Raw genomic sequence first — 15,907 nt, 5'->3', positions numbered from 1 at the left:
ACATTCTGCACTTGCAGATCCAGCGTCCCCTGGGCCTGGATCACTTGCAGGGTCTGGCCTTGCTGCTCGACGAAGCAGGTGCGCAGGGATTCATGACGGGCAATCAGTGTTTCGAAGCTGCGCTGCAATGCCGGCAGATCCAGTTCACCGCGCAGGCGCAAGGCGGCCGGTACGTGATAAGCGGTGCTGGTCGGTTCCAGTTGCCAGAGGAACCATTGGCGCTCCTGGGCATAGGACAGCGCCAGTGGCTGCTGGCGCGACAACGGCACAATCGGCGGTTCCTGATGGACCTGCTCAACACCCAGCGCAGCGACGAAATCTTCCAGCATGCTGTGCTCGAACAGGGTGCGCAGCGGCACCTGCACGTTCAGCGCCTGCCGCACCCGCGACACCACCTGAGTCACCAGCAGCGAGTGACCACCGAGTTCGAAGAAGTTGTCGCTCAGGCCCACCCGTTCCAGCTTGAGCACCGTTTGCCAGATCTCGGCGACGGTGTGCTGGGTGGCGGTCTGCGGCGCGACGTAGGTCGATTGCAGTTGACTGGCGTCGGGGGCCGGCAAGGCCTTGCGGTCGACCTTGCCGTTGGGGGTCAGCGGCAGTTGCGCGAGAAACAGCAGGTGCGCCGGCACCATGTATTCCGGCAGTTCAGCCTTGAGGCTGGCCTTGAGCGCGGCGCGCAAGGTAGCTTCGCCTTCGGCGTCGAGCACCTCACCGCTGGCCGGCACGACGTAGCCCACCAGTTGCGGGCCGGTCGGGCCGTCCTGGGCGACCACCACCGTTTCGCGGACGCTGTCGAGCGCCAGCAGGCGGGCTTCGATTTCACCCAGTTCGATCCGGAAACCGCGGATCTTCACCTGATGGTCGATCCGCCCGATGTATTCGATCACGCCCTCGGCGCGATAACGGGTCAGGTCGCCGGTGCGGTACAGACGTTCGCCGTTTTTCGAGAACGGGTCCGGCACAAAACGTTCGGCGGTCAGCGAAGGACGCTGGAAGTACCCTCGGGCCAGGCCATCGCCACCGATCAGCAGTTCGCCCGGCGCGCCGAGCGGATTAAGTTCAAGGTCGCTGCCGAGGATGTACAGCGCGGTGTTGTCGATCGGCGTTCCGAGGAACGGACGGCTGTTGTCGGCACTCAGGGCGTGTTGCGCCGACCAGATGGTGGTTTCGGTCGGGCCGTAAAGGTTCCACACCTGAGGCGTCAGCGCCAGCATGCGCCGGGCCAGTTCCTGCGACAGCGCTTCACCGCCGCACAGGAAGGTGCGCCCGGTCAGGGTCGCGGCGTGTTCGTGGTCGAGCAGCATGCGCCAGGTCGAAGGCGTGGCTTGCAGCGTGCTGACGGCGTGACGCTCGATCAGCTCCAGCACCGCTTGCGGGTCCTGATGTACATCCTTGCCGGTCAGCACCACGCAGGCGCCGGCCAGCAGCGGGCCGTAGATTTCCAGGCCGAAAATGTCGAACGAAAAAGTGGTCAGCGACAACATGCGGTCAGCAGCGGCGATCCCCGGTTGCTCGACCATGCTGGTGACAAAATTGCTCAGGGCTGCATGGCGCACCATCACGCCTTTCGGCTTGCCGGTGGAGCCCGAGGTGTAAATCGTATAGGCCAGGTGTTCGCCGTCGACTGCAACTTCCGGTGCGGTCTGTGGATAAGCCGCGAGCCAGTCCTGTGGCTGATCGAGCAACAATGTGTGCACACCCGCCGGGATCGGCAATTGCGCCAGCAAAGCGGATTGGGTCAGCAGCAGTTGCAGGCCGCTGTCCTCAATCATGTAGGCCAGGCGATCTTCCGGATAGGCCGGATCCAGCGGCACATAGGCGCCGCCGGCCTTGAGGATCGCCAGCAGGCCGACGATCATTTCGGCGCTGCGCTCGACGGCAATGCCGACCAGACGATCCGGGCCGACGCCGGTTTCGATCAGTTTGTGCGCCAGTTGGTTGGCACGGGAATCGAGCTGCGCGTAAGTCAGCACGTCATCGCCAATGATCAACGCAGTGGCGTCGGGCGACTGCTGCGCCTGCCGGGCAAAACGCTGATGCACACAGCCGGCCTGCGCGGAGTGATCAGCGTGGCGGAACCAGTCCTGCAACAGCACACGTTGCTCTTCGCTTTCCAGCAACGGCAACTCGCCGATCCGCCGGGTGGGCGCGGCGACGATACCTTGCAACAGGTTCTGCCAGTGGCGCGCCAGTCGCTCGATGGTTTGCGGCTTGAACAGGTCGGTGGCGTAGGTCAGTTCGGCTGCAAAGCCATCGCCGGACTCGTAGGTGTTCAGGGTCAGGTCGAACTGCGCAGTGCGCCCCTCCCAGGCCACGTCTTCGACGCTCAGTTGCGGCAACCGGGTCTGGCCGGCCTGATCGCGGCTGCTCTGGTGGTTGTACATCACCTGGAACACCGGGCTGTGGCTCAGGCTGCGTTCCGGTTGCAGGGCTTCGATCAGTTGTTCGAACGGCAGATCCTGATGGGCCTGGGCGGCCATGGCCGATTGCTTGACCTGGGCCAGCAACTGGTTGAACGGCAGTTGTCCGCTGACCTCGGCATTCAGAACCTGGGTGTTGACGAAGAAGCCGATCAGGCCTTCGGTTTCCACCCGGTTACGGTTGGCGGTCGGCACGCCGACGCGGATCTGCGACTGACCGCTGTAGCGATGCAGCAAGGCCTGAAACGACGCCAGCAGCATCATGAACAGGCTCGCGCCTTCGCGCTGGGCCAATTGCTTGAGGGCATCACCGAGCCCGGCGGGCAGGCTCAGTTGCAACCGCGCGCCGCGCAGGCTTTGTACGGCCGGACGCGGGAAATCGATCGGCAGTTCCAGCACCGGTTGTTCGCCGCCCAGGGTATTGACCCAATAAGCCAGTTGCCGCTCGCGCTCCCCCGCTTCCAGCCAGTGACGCTGCCAGATCGCGTAGTCGGCGTATTGCACCTCGAGCGCCGGCAGGCTCAATGACTGGCCCGCCGTGTCAGCGGCGTAATGCTGGATCAGCTCGTTCACCAGCACCTTGATCGACCAGCCATCGGAGATGATGTGGTGCTGGATCAGCACCAGCACATGATCGTCGTCCGCCACTTTCAGCAGCGACACCCGCAACAGCGGGCCCTGCTGGAGATTGAACGGTCGGGCGGTTTCGCTTTCAACGAAAGCCTTGATGCCCGCCTCCACCGCGTCGCTGTCGAGGCCCGCAGGCACCGACTCGACAGCGATGGTCAGCGCCATCTGCGGATGGATCACCTGGCAGAAGCTTTCGCCCTGCTCGAGGAACGTGGTGCGCAGGCTTTCATGGCGCGCCACCACGGCATTGAAGCTGCGCTCCAGCGCCGCCACATCCAGCCGGCCCTTGAGGCGCAGGGCACTGGGAATGTGATACGCGGTGCTGTGCGGATCCATCTGCCACAGGAACAACTGGCGTTCCTGGGCGTAGGACAGCGGGATCGCCTCGAAGCTTGAGCGAGTCTCTGGAATCGGCAGGTTGGCCGGCGAGACGCCCTCTTCGAGCATCTTTTCCAGGTAGAGCTTACGTTTGTCCAGCGGCAGAGTGATAAAGCGCTTGGCAATCCTCAAAGCAACACTCGTGTCCATCAGACTTCCTCCATATCGTCAAGCAGGGCTTCCAGCTTGTTCAGTTTCTGTTCGTTGATTGCCCCGCCTCCTGTATCGAGTCGAGCGACAAAGTCACTCAGGACGGGGTGCTGGAATAACAACTGCGGCGTCAGCGTCAGGCCCAGTTCGAGAGCGATGCGCGAAACCACGTTGACCGCCAGCAGCGAGTGCCCGCCCAGTTCGAAGAAGTGATCGTTCAGACCGACGCGTTCCACGGTGAGCACTTGCTGCCAGATAGCCGCGACCTGCTGCTCAAGCTCCGATTGCGGCGCGACGTACGCGGCCTGCATCTGGCTGGCATCCACCGCTGGCAGGGCCTTGCGGTCGAGTTTGCCGTTGGGGGTCAGTGGCAACTGCTCAAGGAACAACAGGTGCGCGGGGATCATGTAGTCAGGTAACGAAGACTTGAGGCCAGTCTTTAGTCCGTCGCGCTGTTGTCGCTGCGCTTCGCCGTCCTGCAGGTCCAGTTGCGGGACAGCGACATACGCCACCAGTTGCGCCCCGCCCTCGGCCTCGACGGCCAGCACGGCCGCTTCGCTGACGCCCGGTTGCGCCAGCAGTCGCGCCTCGATTTCCCCCAGCTCGATCCGGAAACCGCGGATTTTCACCTGATGGTCGATCCGGCCCATGTACTCAAGCTCGCCGTCCTCGCGCTGACGGATCAGGTCGCCGGTGCGGTACAGGCGTTCGCCATTGCCCGCGAACGGATTGGGCACGAACTTCTCGGCGGTCATCGCCGCTTTGCCCAGGTAACCGCGCGTGACACCGGCACCGGACAGATACAACTCCGCCGAAACCCCCTGCGGCACGACTTGCAGGTCTGCATCCAGCAAGTAGCTGGCGCTGTGATCCAGCGCCCGACCGATACGCGCCTGGCCACCGGCGGTGCGGCGGGTCCAGGTCGAGTAAGTGGTGTCTTCCGACGGGCCGTACAGGTCGTAGACGTGCGCAAGGTTCGGCTGTTGGTACAGCGCGTCCACCAGGGTCTGCTTCAACGGCTCGCCGGCGAGGTTGATGATCCGCACGCCCGGTGGAATCTGCCCGGCGCGGTGCAGCGCATTGATCGCCGACGGCACGGTGTTGATCAGGCGCACCTGATCCCTTGCCGGCAGTTGCGGCAGTTCCAGCGCGTTGCGGGCGATGATCAGCGAGCCGCCATTGGCCAGGGTCACAAACAGCTCCCACACCGACAGGTCGAAACACACCGAGGTCGAAGCCAGTACGCCCTGAATGTCGTCGCGGCTGTAGACCCTGGCCGACCAGTCGATCAGCGCCATGACGTTGCGATGGGCAATCGACACGCCTTTCGGTTTGCCAGTCGAGCCGGAGGTGTAGATCACATAGGCAAGGTTGTCCGGGGCCACGGCGGTTTGCGGGCCGTGAGTCGGATACGTTTCCAGAGCCACCTGATCCAGCAGCACCACCCGGGTTTCGGTCGGCACGATAAGCGTCGCGGCGACGGCCTGCTCGGTCAGCAACACTCGCGCGCGGCTGTCTTCGAGCATGTAGGCCACGCGGTCGGCCGGGTAGTCCGGGTCGAGCGGCACGTAGGCACCACCGGCCTTGAGCACCGCCAGCAGCGCGACAAGCAACTGCTCGGAACGCGGCATCGCCACACCCACCCGCACCTCCGGGCCGACCCCGAGTTCGATCAGCTTGTGCGCCAGGCGGTTGGCCCGGACATCCAGTTCGGCATAGGTCAGTCGGGTGTCGGCGAAGGTCACGGCCAGGGCATCCGGCCGGGTGGCGACCTGACGGTCGATGCCCTGGTGGATGCACAGCTCGGTGACGAAGTCGGTTCTGGCCGGCTGCTGATCCTGGGCATTCAGGCTCAGCTCGCCGAGCGAGCGTTCACCGGCGTCGGTCATCTGGCCGAGCAGGCGCTGCAAGTGCTCGCCCAATTGCGCCACGCTCGCCGGGGCGAAGCTGTCGTGCTGGAAGCTGAAATGCACCGACAGTTGCGCGCCCATGTTCACCAGCAGGGTCAGCGGATAGTTGGTCTGCTCCTGATTGGCCACCGCACCGAAGCGCAGGCCTTGGGGCGCGCCGCGCTCCAGCGCTTCGGCAATCGGGTAGTTCTCGAACACCATCAGGCTGTCGAACAAGGCGTCACCGCCCTGCCCGGCCCAGCGCTGAATCTGCGCCAGCGGCGTGTATTCGAACTCGCGCAGCGCCAGGTTCTGCGCCTGCACGCTTTGCAGCCAGCCGGTCAGGCTCTGATCCGCGCGCGGCTCGGCAATCACCGGCAAGGTGTTGATGAACAGTCCGATCTGCTGCTCGGCCCCCGGCAGGTCCGCCGGACGCCCGGCAACGGTTGCGCCGAACGCCACGCATTGTTTGCCGGTATAACGCTGCAGCAGCAACAGCCAGGCGGCTTGCACCACGGTGTTGACGGTGACTTTCGACGCCCGGGCGAACTCGCTCAGACGCTGGGTCAGAGCCGCGTCCAGCACCTGATAATGATCGCCGTAACCGACGCTCGGCAGACCGGCAACCGGACGTGCAAGCGCATCGCTCAGGCGAGTCGGTTCCTGCAGGTTGTTCAGTGCCGCCTGCCAGTAAGCTTCAGACGCAGCCGCATCCTGACCCTGCAGCCAGGCGATGTAATCGCGATAGCGACCGGTCGGGCGCGGCACGTGCTCGCCGCTGTAGTGTTGCAACACCTCGCCGAGCAACTGCGCACTGCTCCAGCCGTCCATCAGGATGTGATGGTTGGTGTAGATCAGGTGGTGACGATCCGTCGCCGTTTTCACCAGCACCAGGCGCAGCAGCGGCGCACTGTTCAGGTCCAGGCCCAATGCGCGTTCTTCATCGGCAAGGGTTTGCAGCGCGCGGTCCAGATCAGCGCGGGCGCTCCAGTCGAGGACGCTGAACGGCACCTCGACCTGACGCTGCACCACTTGCACCGGTTGCGGCAAATCGCCCTGCCAGAAGAACCCGGTGCGCAGGATGTCATGGGTATCCACCGCCGCTTGCCACGCCGCCCGGAAGCGCTGCGGATCGACGCCGTCGACGTCCAGGCGCATCTGATTGATGTAGTCGCCGTTGCCGTGTTCAAGCAGGGTGTGGAACAGCATGCCCTGCTGCATCGGTGACAGCGGATAAACGTCATCGATGCCCTGCGGCTCCAGCACCAGCGCATCAAGCTGCGCCTGGGACAGTTGCGCCAGCGGGAAGTCCGACGGTGTCACGCCACGGTTGGCGGAGTCGCAGCAGTGGCGAATCAGCGCCGTCAGTTCCTGCACATAGTCATCGGCCAGACGCTGGATGGTCTCGGTGTCGAACATCGCGCCGCTGAAGGTCCAGCTCAGGTCCAGCTCACCGCCGAATACCTTGCCGTTGAGCGCCAGCGGATTGCCCAGCGGGCCCTGCATATTGACTTCTGCACCGCCGGATTCGGCGGTCGGCACAAACAACGCCTCGTCGCCGGCATCGAAACTGCCGTCGAACTGGCCCAGGTAGTTGAAGGTCAGGCGCGGCGCCGGCAAGGCTTGCAGCGCCTGCCGTGCAGCGTCGTCGCCCAGGTGCGCGAGCGCACCGAAACCGATGCCTTTGTTGGGGATCGCGCGCAGTTGTTCCTTGACCTGTTTCAGCGAGGCGCCCGGTTCGGCGGCGGCCGCAAGACGGGCCGGGAACACACTGGTGAACCAGCCCACGGTGCGGGTCAGGTCGACGTGCTCGAACAGATCTTCGCGACCATGGCCTTCTAGCAGGACCAGCGCACTGTCGTCACCGGTCCAGCGCGTGACTGCTCGCGCCAGTGCGGTCAACAGCAGGTCGTTGACCTGGGTGCGATAGGCCGCCGGCGCTTCCTGCAACAACTGACGGGTCAGGGTTTTGTCCAGTTGGCTGCGGATGGTCAGCGCCTGGTCGTGTTGCTGCCCACCGTTCGGATGGTCATACGGCAACACCGCCGAAGCGCCCTGCAACTGCTGTTGCCAGAAGCCCAGTTCAGCCTGCAACGCCGGGCTGGCAGCGTAATCCTGCAAGGCCGCCGCCCAGGCCTTGACCGAGCTGGTGCGGGCCGGCAATTGCACAGCGGCACCGGCAGCGATCTGCCGGTAAACGTTTTGCAGGTCTTCGAACAGAATCCGCCACGACACGCCATCGACCACCAGGTGATGCACGATCAGCAGCAGCCGCTGACTGCCGTCGGCCAGGTTCGCCAGCACCGCGCGGATCAACGAACCGCCGCTCAGTTGCAGGCTGCGCTGCGCGTTCTCGCCCAGCGCTTCGAGGGCGGCGAGATCCGCGATGTCGACTGTCCACAGGATCGCTTCGCCGGCCTTGGTGGCGATGTCACGGTACTGCGCCGACCAGCCTTCGGCCTGTTCGACGAAGTCCAGACGCAAACTGTCGTGATGCATCACCAGCGCATCCAGCGCCTGCTCCAGCACCTGGGCGTCCAGCGCCTGGGTCGGTTTGAGCATCACCGACTGGTTCCAGTGGTGACGATCAGGAATCGAATCGGCGAAAAACACCTGGTGAATCGGCAACAGTGCGGTGCTGCCGGTGGCCGGTGCCTGATCGATCAGCGGCAATGCGTCGCCGGTCTGCACGACCGTGGCCAAGGCCTGAATGGTCTGATGCTGGAACAGGTCTTTGGGAGTGAAACGAATCCCGGCCTGGCGCGCGCGGCTGACCACCTGGATCGAAATGATCGAGTCGCCGCCCAGTTCGAAGAAGTTGTCGCTGATCCCGACCTGCCCGAGTTTGAGCACGTCCTGCCAGATCGTCGCCAGTTGCTGCTCCACCGCGCTCTGCGGCGCGACATAAGTCTGCTGCAACTGGCTGACGTCCGGCTTGGGCAGGTTCTTGCGATCGAGCTTGCCGTTCGGCGTCAGCGGCATGCGTTCCAGACGCAGCACGTAGGCCGGCACCATGTGGGCCGGCAGCGAGGCCTTGAGCTGCGCACGCAGGTCTTCGGTGAAGTCTGCGCGGGGCGAATCACCCACCACATACGCCACCAGACGCTTGCCGCTGCCGGCACTGCCTTCCTGGGCCACGACCACCGCTTCGCGCACGCCTTCGAGGGCTTGCAGCGCGGCTTCGACTTCGCCAAGTTCGATACGGAAACCGCGAATCTTCACCTGATTGTCGATGCGATCCAGGTAGTCGAACGTGCCGTCGGCACGCTGGCGGACCAGGTCGCCGGTGCGGTACAGCAGACCGCCGGAGGCGCTGAACGGGTCGGCGACAAAACGCTCGGCCGTCAGCCCCGGACGGTTCAGATAACCCCGCGCCAGCCCCGTGCCGCCGAGGTACAACTCACCGGCCATGCCTTGCGGCAGCAGGTTCAGGTCGGCGTCTAGCACGTAGGCGCTGCGGTCACCGATGCGACTGCCGATCGGCGCGTACGCGGCACCGCACGGCACCTCGCGGCCGGCCTTCCAGATCAGCGGCGTGACCACGGTTTCGGTCGGGCCGTAGCCGTTGATGATGTAGTCCGGATCGAGCGCACGTTTGACTCGTTCGAAACTGGCATTCGGCACCGCATCCCCGCCGAAGCAGTAGATGCGCACCTTCGGCGGGTTGCCCTCGCGTTCGGCGTGCTCGGCCAGTTGTTGCAGGTACACCGGCGGGAACGCGACCACGGTCACGCCGTGCTCGCGCATGGCGTTGTAGGTCTGCTCCGGGGTCCACAGGCTGTCATCGCGGATCAGCAGCGAAGCACCGTGGGTCAGGCTGGTCAGCCAGCGCTCATGGGCACCGTCGAAGGCGAACGACATGAAGTGGAACTCGCAGTCGCTGTCGCGCATTTCGTAGCGCCGGCCGATGGCCTGACAGTGCATCGCCAGCGGGCCGTGGGCGACGCTGACGCCTTTCGGATTGCCAGTGGAACCGGAGGTGTAGATCACGTAGGCGAGGTTGTGCGGATCGAGTTGCACCGACGGTGCCGTGATCGGCCACTCGCGCAGGTCGAGGCGATCGAGTTCCAGCAACGGCACCGAATCGTCGACCGGCAATTGCGCCGCCACCGACGAATCGCTGAGCAACAACGCCAGCCCCGAATCCTCGATCAGGTACGCCAGACGCTCACGGGGATAGCTGGTGTCCAGCGGCACATAGGCACCGCCGGCCTTGAGTACCGCCAGCAGCGCGACGATCACCGCTTCGCTGCGCGGCAACGCCACGCCGACCCGGGTTTCCGGGTCGACGCCACGAGCGATCAGGGCATGGGCCAGTTGATTGGCGCGCTGATCGATTTCGCCATAGCTGAAGTGCCGGCCGTCGAAAATCACCGCCGTGCGTTGCGGACGCTCGGCCGCCAGTGCGGCAATGCGCTGATGCACGCCGATGTCCACCGGGTATGGCTGAGGCAGGTTGTCCGCGTGTTGCCGGGCGTGCTCCGCCGCATCGGCCAGGGCGATTTCACCGAGGTTGCGCCCGGCCGACTCAACGAACTGCTCCAGCAGGTGCAGCAAATGGGCGTCGATGCTTTCGATGACCGCCGGGGCAAACTGGCTGCGCTCGAAACTGTAGTGCAGCGCCAATTGCTCGCTGAGGGTTACCGCCACGCTCAGGCCGTAGTGGGTCTGTTCGAGGTTGGCGACATCGCCGAACACCACGCCCTGACCCGAGCCCTGTTGCAGGGCCTGGGCAATCGGGTAGTTCTCGAACACCAGAATGTTGTCGAACAGGGCTTCACCGCCCTGCCCGGCCCAGCGCTGGATGTCCGCCAGCGGCGTGTGCTCGAAGTCGCGCAGCCCGAGGTTCTGCGCCTGAACCGCTTGCAGCCAGTCGCCGACCGTCTGATCCGGACGCGGCGTGCCGATCACCGGCAAAGTGTTGATGAACAGACCGACTTGTTGCTCGATGCCCGACAGATCCGCCGGACGCCCGGCCACCGTGGCGCCAAAGGCCACGGTTTCGTGACCGGTGTAGCGTTGCAGCAACAGCAGCCACGCGGCTTGCACCAGCGTGTTGACCGTGACTTTCTGCTGGCGGGCGAAGGTTTCCAGCGCCTGGGTGCGCTGCGCATCCAGGGTCTGGAAGTGATCGCCGTGCCCGCTCTGGCCGTCGCTGCTCGAGGCCACGCGCGCCAGACGAGTCGGCTCTTGCAGCATGGCCAGTTGGCCGTTCCAGAAGTCCTCGCTCAACTGGCCGTCCTGGCGTTGCAGCCAGGCGATGTAATCGCGATAACGCCCACCGCCACTGGCCGGCGCGCGACCGCTGTAGCGTTGCAGGACTTCGCCGAGCAACTGCGAATTGCTCCAGCCATCCATCAGGATGTGGTGGTGGGTGTAGATCAGGTGCCATTGATCGGCGCCGGTCTGCACCAGCACCAGACGCAGCAACGGCGCCTGGCTGAGATCAAAGCCCTGCACGCGCTCGGCGTCGGCCAGTGCCGCCAGGGCTTGCGCCTGATCGTCACGCTCGCGCCAGTCCAGCGCGGTGAACGGCAGCTCAAGGTGTTTGTGAACGATCTGCAGCGGCTGCTGCAAGTCGCCTTGCCAGACGAAGCCGCTGCGCAGGATGTCCTGGGCGTCCAGCGTCGCTTGCCACGCCGCGCGGAAACGCTCGGCGTCGAGGCCCTGCACATCCACGCGCAACTGGTTGACGTACTCGCCCGCCGCTTGCTCGTAAAGGGTGTGGAACAGCAGACCCTGTTGCATTGGCGACAGCGGATACAGGTCGTCGAGCTGACCGGCCGGCACCGGCAAGCCATCGAGTTCGGCCTGGGTGATGCGGGCCAGCGGGAAGTCCGACGGCGTGGCCTGCGGCAGCGCCTGGGTGCAGCAATGCTCGATCAGCGCGTAGAGTTCAAGCGCGTACTGATCCGCCAGATGCTGCACCGTCGCGGCGTCGAACATCTCGCGACTGAAACCCCAGCTCATCGCCAGTTCGCCGCCGTAGACCTGACCTTCAACGGTCAGCCAGTTGGCCAGCGGCGCAGACGGATCCTGGGCGCTGCCGCTGCCCTCGGTGGACGGCACCAGCAGCGCCGCGTCGTCGAACTGACGGTCGAACTGCCCCAGGTAGTTGAAGGTGATGCGCGGCGCCGGCAAGGCCGCCAGCTCGGCACGCACCGACGGCGCGGCGAGGTGGCGCAGCACGCCATAACCCAGGCCCTTGTCCGGGACGGCGCGCAGTTGTTCCTTGACCGATTTGATCGAACCGTCGAGGTCGTCGCGGCTGGTCAGGTTGATCGCGAACAGGCTGGTAAACCAGCCCACGCTGCGGGTCAGGTCGATGTCATCGAACAGGTCTTCTCGGCCATGGCCTTCCAGTTCGATCAGCGTGCCCGACTGCCCGGTCCAGCGGCTGATCGTGCGGGCCAGCGCGGTCAGCAACAGGTCGTTGACCTGGGTGCGATAGGCCGCCGGGGCCTGTTGCAGCAATTGACGGGTGCGCGCGGCATCCAGGCGCCATTCGATTTTCTCGCCGTGGACATTTTGCAGGCTGCCCTCGGGACGTTCGCACGGCAGGTCCACTGCACCGTGGTGCTGGGCTTTCCAGTAATCGAGCTGAGCGTCGAAGCGCCCTGCGTCAGCACTCAGGCGTGCGGTCCAGGTCTGGAACGCGCTGGTCTTGGCCGGCAGCTGAACGCCGCCACCCGCCGCCAGTTGTTCGTAGGCTTGCTGCAAATCTTCCAGCAGCACCCGCCACGACACGCCGTCCACCACCAAGTGATGAACGATCAATGCCAGCCGCTGGCTGCCATCGGCCATGGCCACGAGAACAGCGCGCAGCAGCGGTCCGTTTTCCAGGTTCAGACTGCGCTGGGCGGCATCGCACAGGGCCGTCAGTTGTTCGGCGGTTTGCGCTTCGCGCTGCCACAGGTCGGCGGTTTCCACCAGCGGCCCGTGGAATTGCCGCCAGCCGTCGGCGCTTTCGACATAGCGCAGGCGCAAGGCATCGTGATGGTTGATCACACGAGCAAGTGCCGCGTCGAGCCATTGCGCGTTGAGGGGTTCACGGGCAGTCAGCAGCAGCGACTGGTTCCAGTGCTGGCGGGCGTCCATCGAGTTGGCGAAAAACGCCTGCTGGATCGGGCCCAGCAGTGCGTCGCCGGTCACCGGCCCCTGATCCACCGAGCTGTTGTGATCAAGTTTGGCGACCAACGCCAGGCTACGCACCGTCTGGTACTGGAACAGGTCGCGCGGGCTGACCCGAATCCCGGCCTGCCGCGCACGGCTGACCACCTGAATCGAGATGATCGAGTCACCGCCCAGTTCGAAAAAGTTGTCCTCCAGGCCGACGCGCTCGATCCCCAGCACGTCCTGCCAGATCGCCGCCAACGCGATCTGCATGGCGTCCTGCGGGGCGACGAAGGCCTGCTGCGGCGCGGCGTCCGGTTGCGGCAGGGCTTTGCGGTCGAGCTTGCCGTTGGCGGTCACCGGCAATCTGGCCAGGGTCATCAGGTAGGTCGGCACCATGAATTCCGGCAGACTGCCGAGCAGCCAGGCCTTGACGTCCTGCTGCCATTGCTCTGGTGGATTGGCATCTTCCAGCACCAGGTAGCCGACCAGATGCTTGCCGCCCTGCACCAGCACCACAGCTTCGCGCACCAGCGGATGCTGCATCAGGCGGGTTTCGATCTCACCCAGTTCGATGCGCAGGCCGCGCAGCTTCACTTGATGGTCGAGTCGACCGAGGTATTCGATCACGCCGTCGGCGCGCTGACGCACGCGGTCGCCAGTGCGGTACAGGCGCTCGCCGTCATGGAACGGGCACGGCACGAAGCGTTCGGCAGTCAGCCCCGGACGACGGTGATAACTGCGCGCCAGCCCTGCCCCGCCGAGGTACAACTCACCGGCCACACCGCTCGGCACCGGCAACAGCTCAGCGTCGAGGACATGGGTGCGCAGGTTGGCGATCGGCTGACCGATCGGCACACTGTCGGCGCCTTCATCGACACAGGTCCAGTGGGTGACGTCGATGGCCGCTTCGGTCGGGCCGTAAAGGTTGTACAGCCCCGCCGCCGGCAGCTTGGCGAAGACTTGAATCTGCGCGTCCAGCGGCAAGGCCTCGCCACTGCAGACAATGCGCTTGAGCCCGGTGCACGCCTCGACGCCCGGCTCGTGAATGAACGCCTGGAGCATCGACGGCACGAAGTGCAGCGTGGTGATGCCGTGACGGTTGATGGTGTCGATCAATTGCAGCGGATCGCGATGCACTCCCGGCGCCGCGACCATCAGACGAGCGCCGGTCAGCAGCGGCCAGAAGAACTCCCAGACCGATACGTCAAAGCTGAACGGGGTTTTCTGCAACACCGCATCGCTGCCGTCCAGACCGTAGGCCTCCTGCATCCAGCACAGCCGATTGACCAGCGCCGCGTGGCTGTTGCCGGCGCCCTTGGGCTTACCGGTGGAACCGGAGGTGTAAATCACATAGGCCAGGTTCAACGGCTCGACCAGCACGTCGGGACGGCTGGCGCTGTACCCGTCCAGCCAGCCGGTCGGCTGATCGAGGGTAATGACCGTCACACCTTCGGTCGGCAGTCCCGAAAGCAGCGCACTCTGGGTCAGCAGCAAGCGGATGCCGCTGTCCTCGACCATGTAGGCCAGACGCTCCTGCGGGTATTCCGGGTCGAGCGGCACATAGGCGCCACCGGCCTTGTGAATCGCCAACAGGCCGATGACCATTTCCAGCGAACGCTCGACACAGATGCCCACCAGGCTGTCCGCCTGCACACCCTGCTCGCGCAAAAGGTGCGCCAGGCGGTTGGCCCGGGCATCGAGTTCGGCGTAGCTCAGGGTGGTGTCACCGAAGGTCAGTGCCGGCGCATCCGGCGTGCGTGCAACCTGCGCCTCGATCAGGTGATGGATCGGCTGTTCGACCGGGTACACCGCCTGCGTAGCGTTCCAGCCGTGCACCAGGGTCTGCTGCTCGTCCACTTCCAGCAACGGCAGCTCACCGATGCGCTGCGACGAATCGGCGACCATCGCCTTCAGCAGTCGCGTCCAGTGCCGCGCCATGCGCTCGATGGTGGCGGCGTCGAACAGATCGCTGGCATAGGTCAGCGCGGCGTGCAGCTTGCCGCCCTTCTCGTAGGTGTCCAGAGTCAGGTCGAACTGAGTGGTGCGGCTCTGCCAGTCGAGGCTGTCCAGCGCCAGGCCGGAGGCTGTGCTGATCGTCGCGATGTCGGCGACCTGCGGCTGGTGGTTGTACATCACTTGAAACAACGGCGTGTGGCTGAGGCTGCGTTCCAGTTTCAAGGCTTCGACCAGACGCTCGAACGGCAGATCCTGATGGGCCTGGGCACCGAGGGCGGTTTCCTTGATGGCGCGCAGCAGGTCATCGACCCGGGTCTGCCCGTCCAGTTGCGTGCGCAGTACCTGGGTGTTGACGAAGAAGCCGATCAGCCCTTCGATTTCCCCCCGGTTGCGGTTGGCGATCGGTACGCCGACCCGCAGATCGGTCTGTCCGGTGTAACGGTGCAACAGCGCATTGAACGCGCCCAGCAGCAGCATGAACAACGTCACCTGATGCTGCTGCGCAGTGTGGCGCAACTGCTCGGCCAACTGGCTGTCGACCGCGAATTCGTAACGGGTGCCGCGATAGCTCGGCATCGCCGGGCGCGAGTGATCCAGCGGCAGCTCGAGCACCGGATGCTCGTCACCCAATTGTGCCTGCCAGTACGCCAGTTGCCGGGCCTGCTCGCCGGCTTCGAGCCAGCGGCGCTGCCACAGGGCGTAGTCGCTGTACTGGATCGGCAGCGCCGCCAGTTGCGGTTGCTCACCGGCATCGAAGGCGTCGTAGCAGCGGATGAACTCATCGATCAGCACGTTCATCGACCAGCCATCGGAAACGATGTGGTGCAGGGTCAGCAACAGCACGTGTTCCTGCTCGGCAAGCTTGAGTAGCGTGACGCGCAACAGCGGACCGACCGCCAGATCGAACGGCAGCACCGACTGCTGCTCGGCGGCGTGCGTGACCGCCCGCTCGCGCTCGTCGGCGGGCAGTGCGCTGAAATCCTCATGGGCGATCACCAGCGGCGCCGAGGCCGGCACCTGCAACAGGCTGTCGTCGGCCTGGCGCTGGAACACCGTGCGCAGGGTTTCGTGGCGTTCCACCAGGCTGGCGAAGGCTTGCTCCAGCGCCACGAGGTTCAAGCGGCCCGTCAGGCGCACCGCCCCCGGCAGGTTATAGGCGCCGCTCTGCGGGTCGAGCTGCCAGAGGAACCACATGCGCTGCTGCGCGTAAGACAACGCCTGACGGTCCTCGGCCTCGATCCCGGCGGGAATCGGGAAACGGGCGAAATCCACGCCCTCCTTTTGCAGCGCCGCGAGGAACATCTGGCGCTTTTCCAGGGGCAACCCGATAAACCGGCGAGCGAGTTTCAAGGAGTCTTCTGCATTCAT

At 65.0% G+C, this 15,907-nt stretch carries 2 protein-coding genes (1 of these 2 running past the window's edge); both read right to left on the bottom strand.

The features are described from left to right. On the bottom strand, positions 1-3,578 hold the start of the coding sequence (locus QR290_RS10785; protein WP_289204869.1) for a non-ribosomal peptide synthase/polyketide synthase. 9,967 nt of this gene lie to the left of the window's left edge; 3,578 of the gene's 13,545 nt are visible here — the first part of the coding sequence; its start codon is at positions 3,576-3,578; its stop codon lies off the left edge, out of view. Continuing rightward, positions 3,578-15,907 carry a non-ribosomal peptide synthetase gene (locus QR290_RS10780; RefSeq protein WP_289204868.1) on the bottom strand — a complete coding sequence of 4,110 codons (12,330 nt, stop codon included), beginning with the start codon at positions 15,905-15,907 and terminating at the stop codon, positions 3,578-3,580. Before QR290_RS10780 ends, QR290_RS10785 begins: the two co-directional genes overlap by 1 nt.

It is taken from the genome of Pseudomonas fluorescens, assembly GCF_030344995.1.
Taxonomy (GTDB): Bacteria; Pseudomonadota; Gammaproteobacteria; order Pseudomonadales; family Pseudomonadaceae; genus Aquipseudomonas; species Aquipseudomonas fluorescens_BF.
The sequence above is the reverse complement of the archived record's forward strand: the minus strand, read 5'-3'. Positions and strand labels throughout refer to the sequence as shown.

Bases quoted from the DNA above. Each gene is read 5' to 3' on its own strand.
- QR290_RS10780 (WP_289204868.1), bottom strand. From the start codon at position 15,907: ATGAATGCAGAAGACTCCTTGAAACTCGCTCGCCGGTTTATCGGGTTG.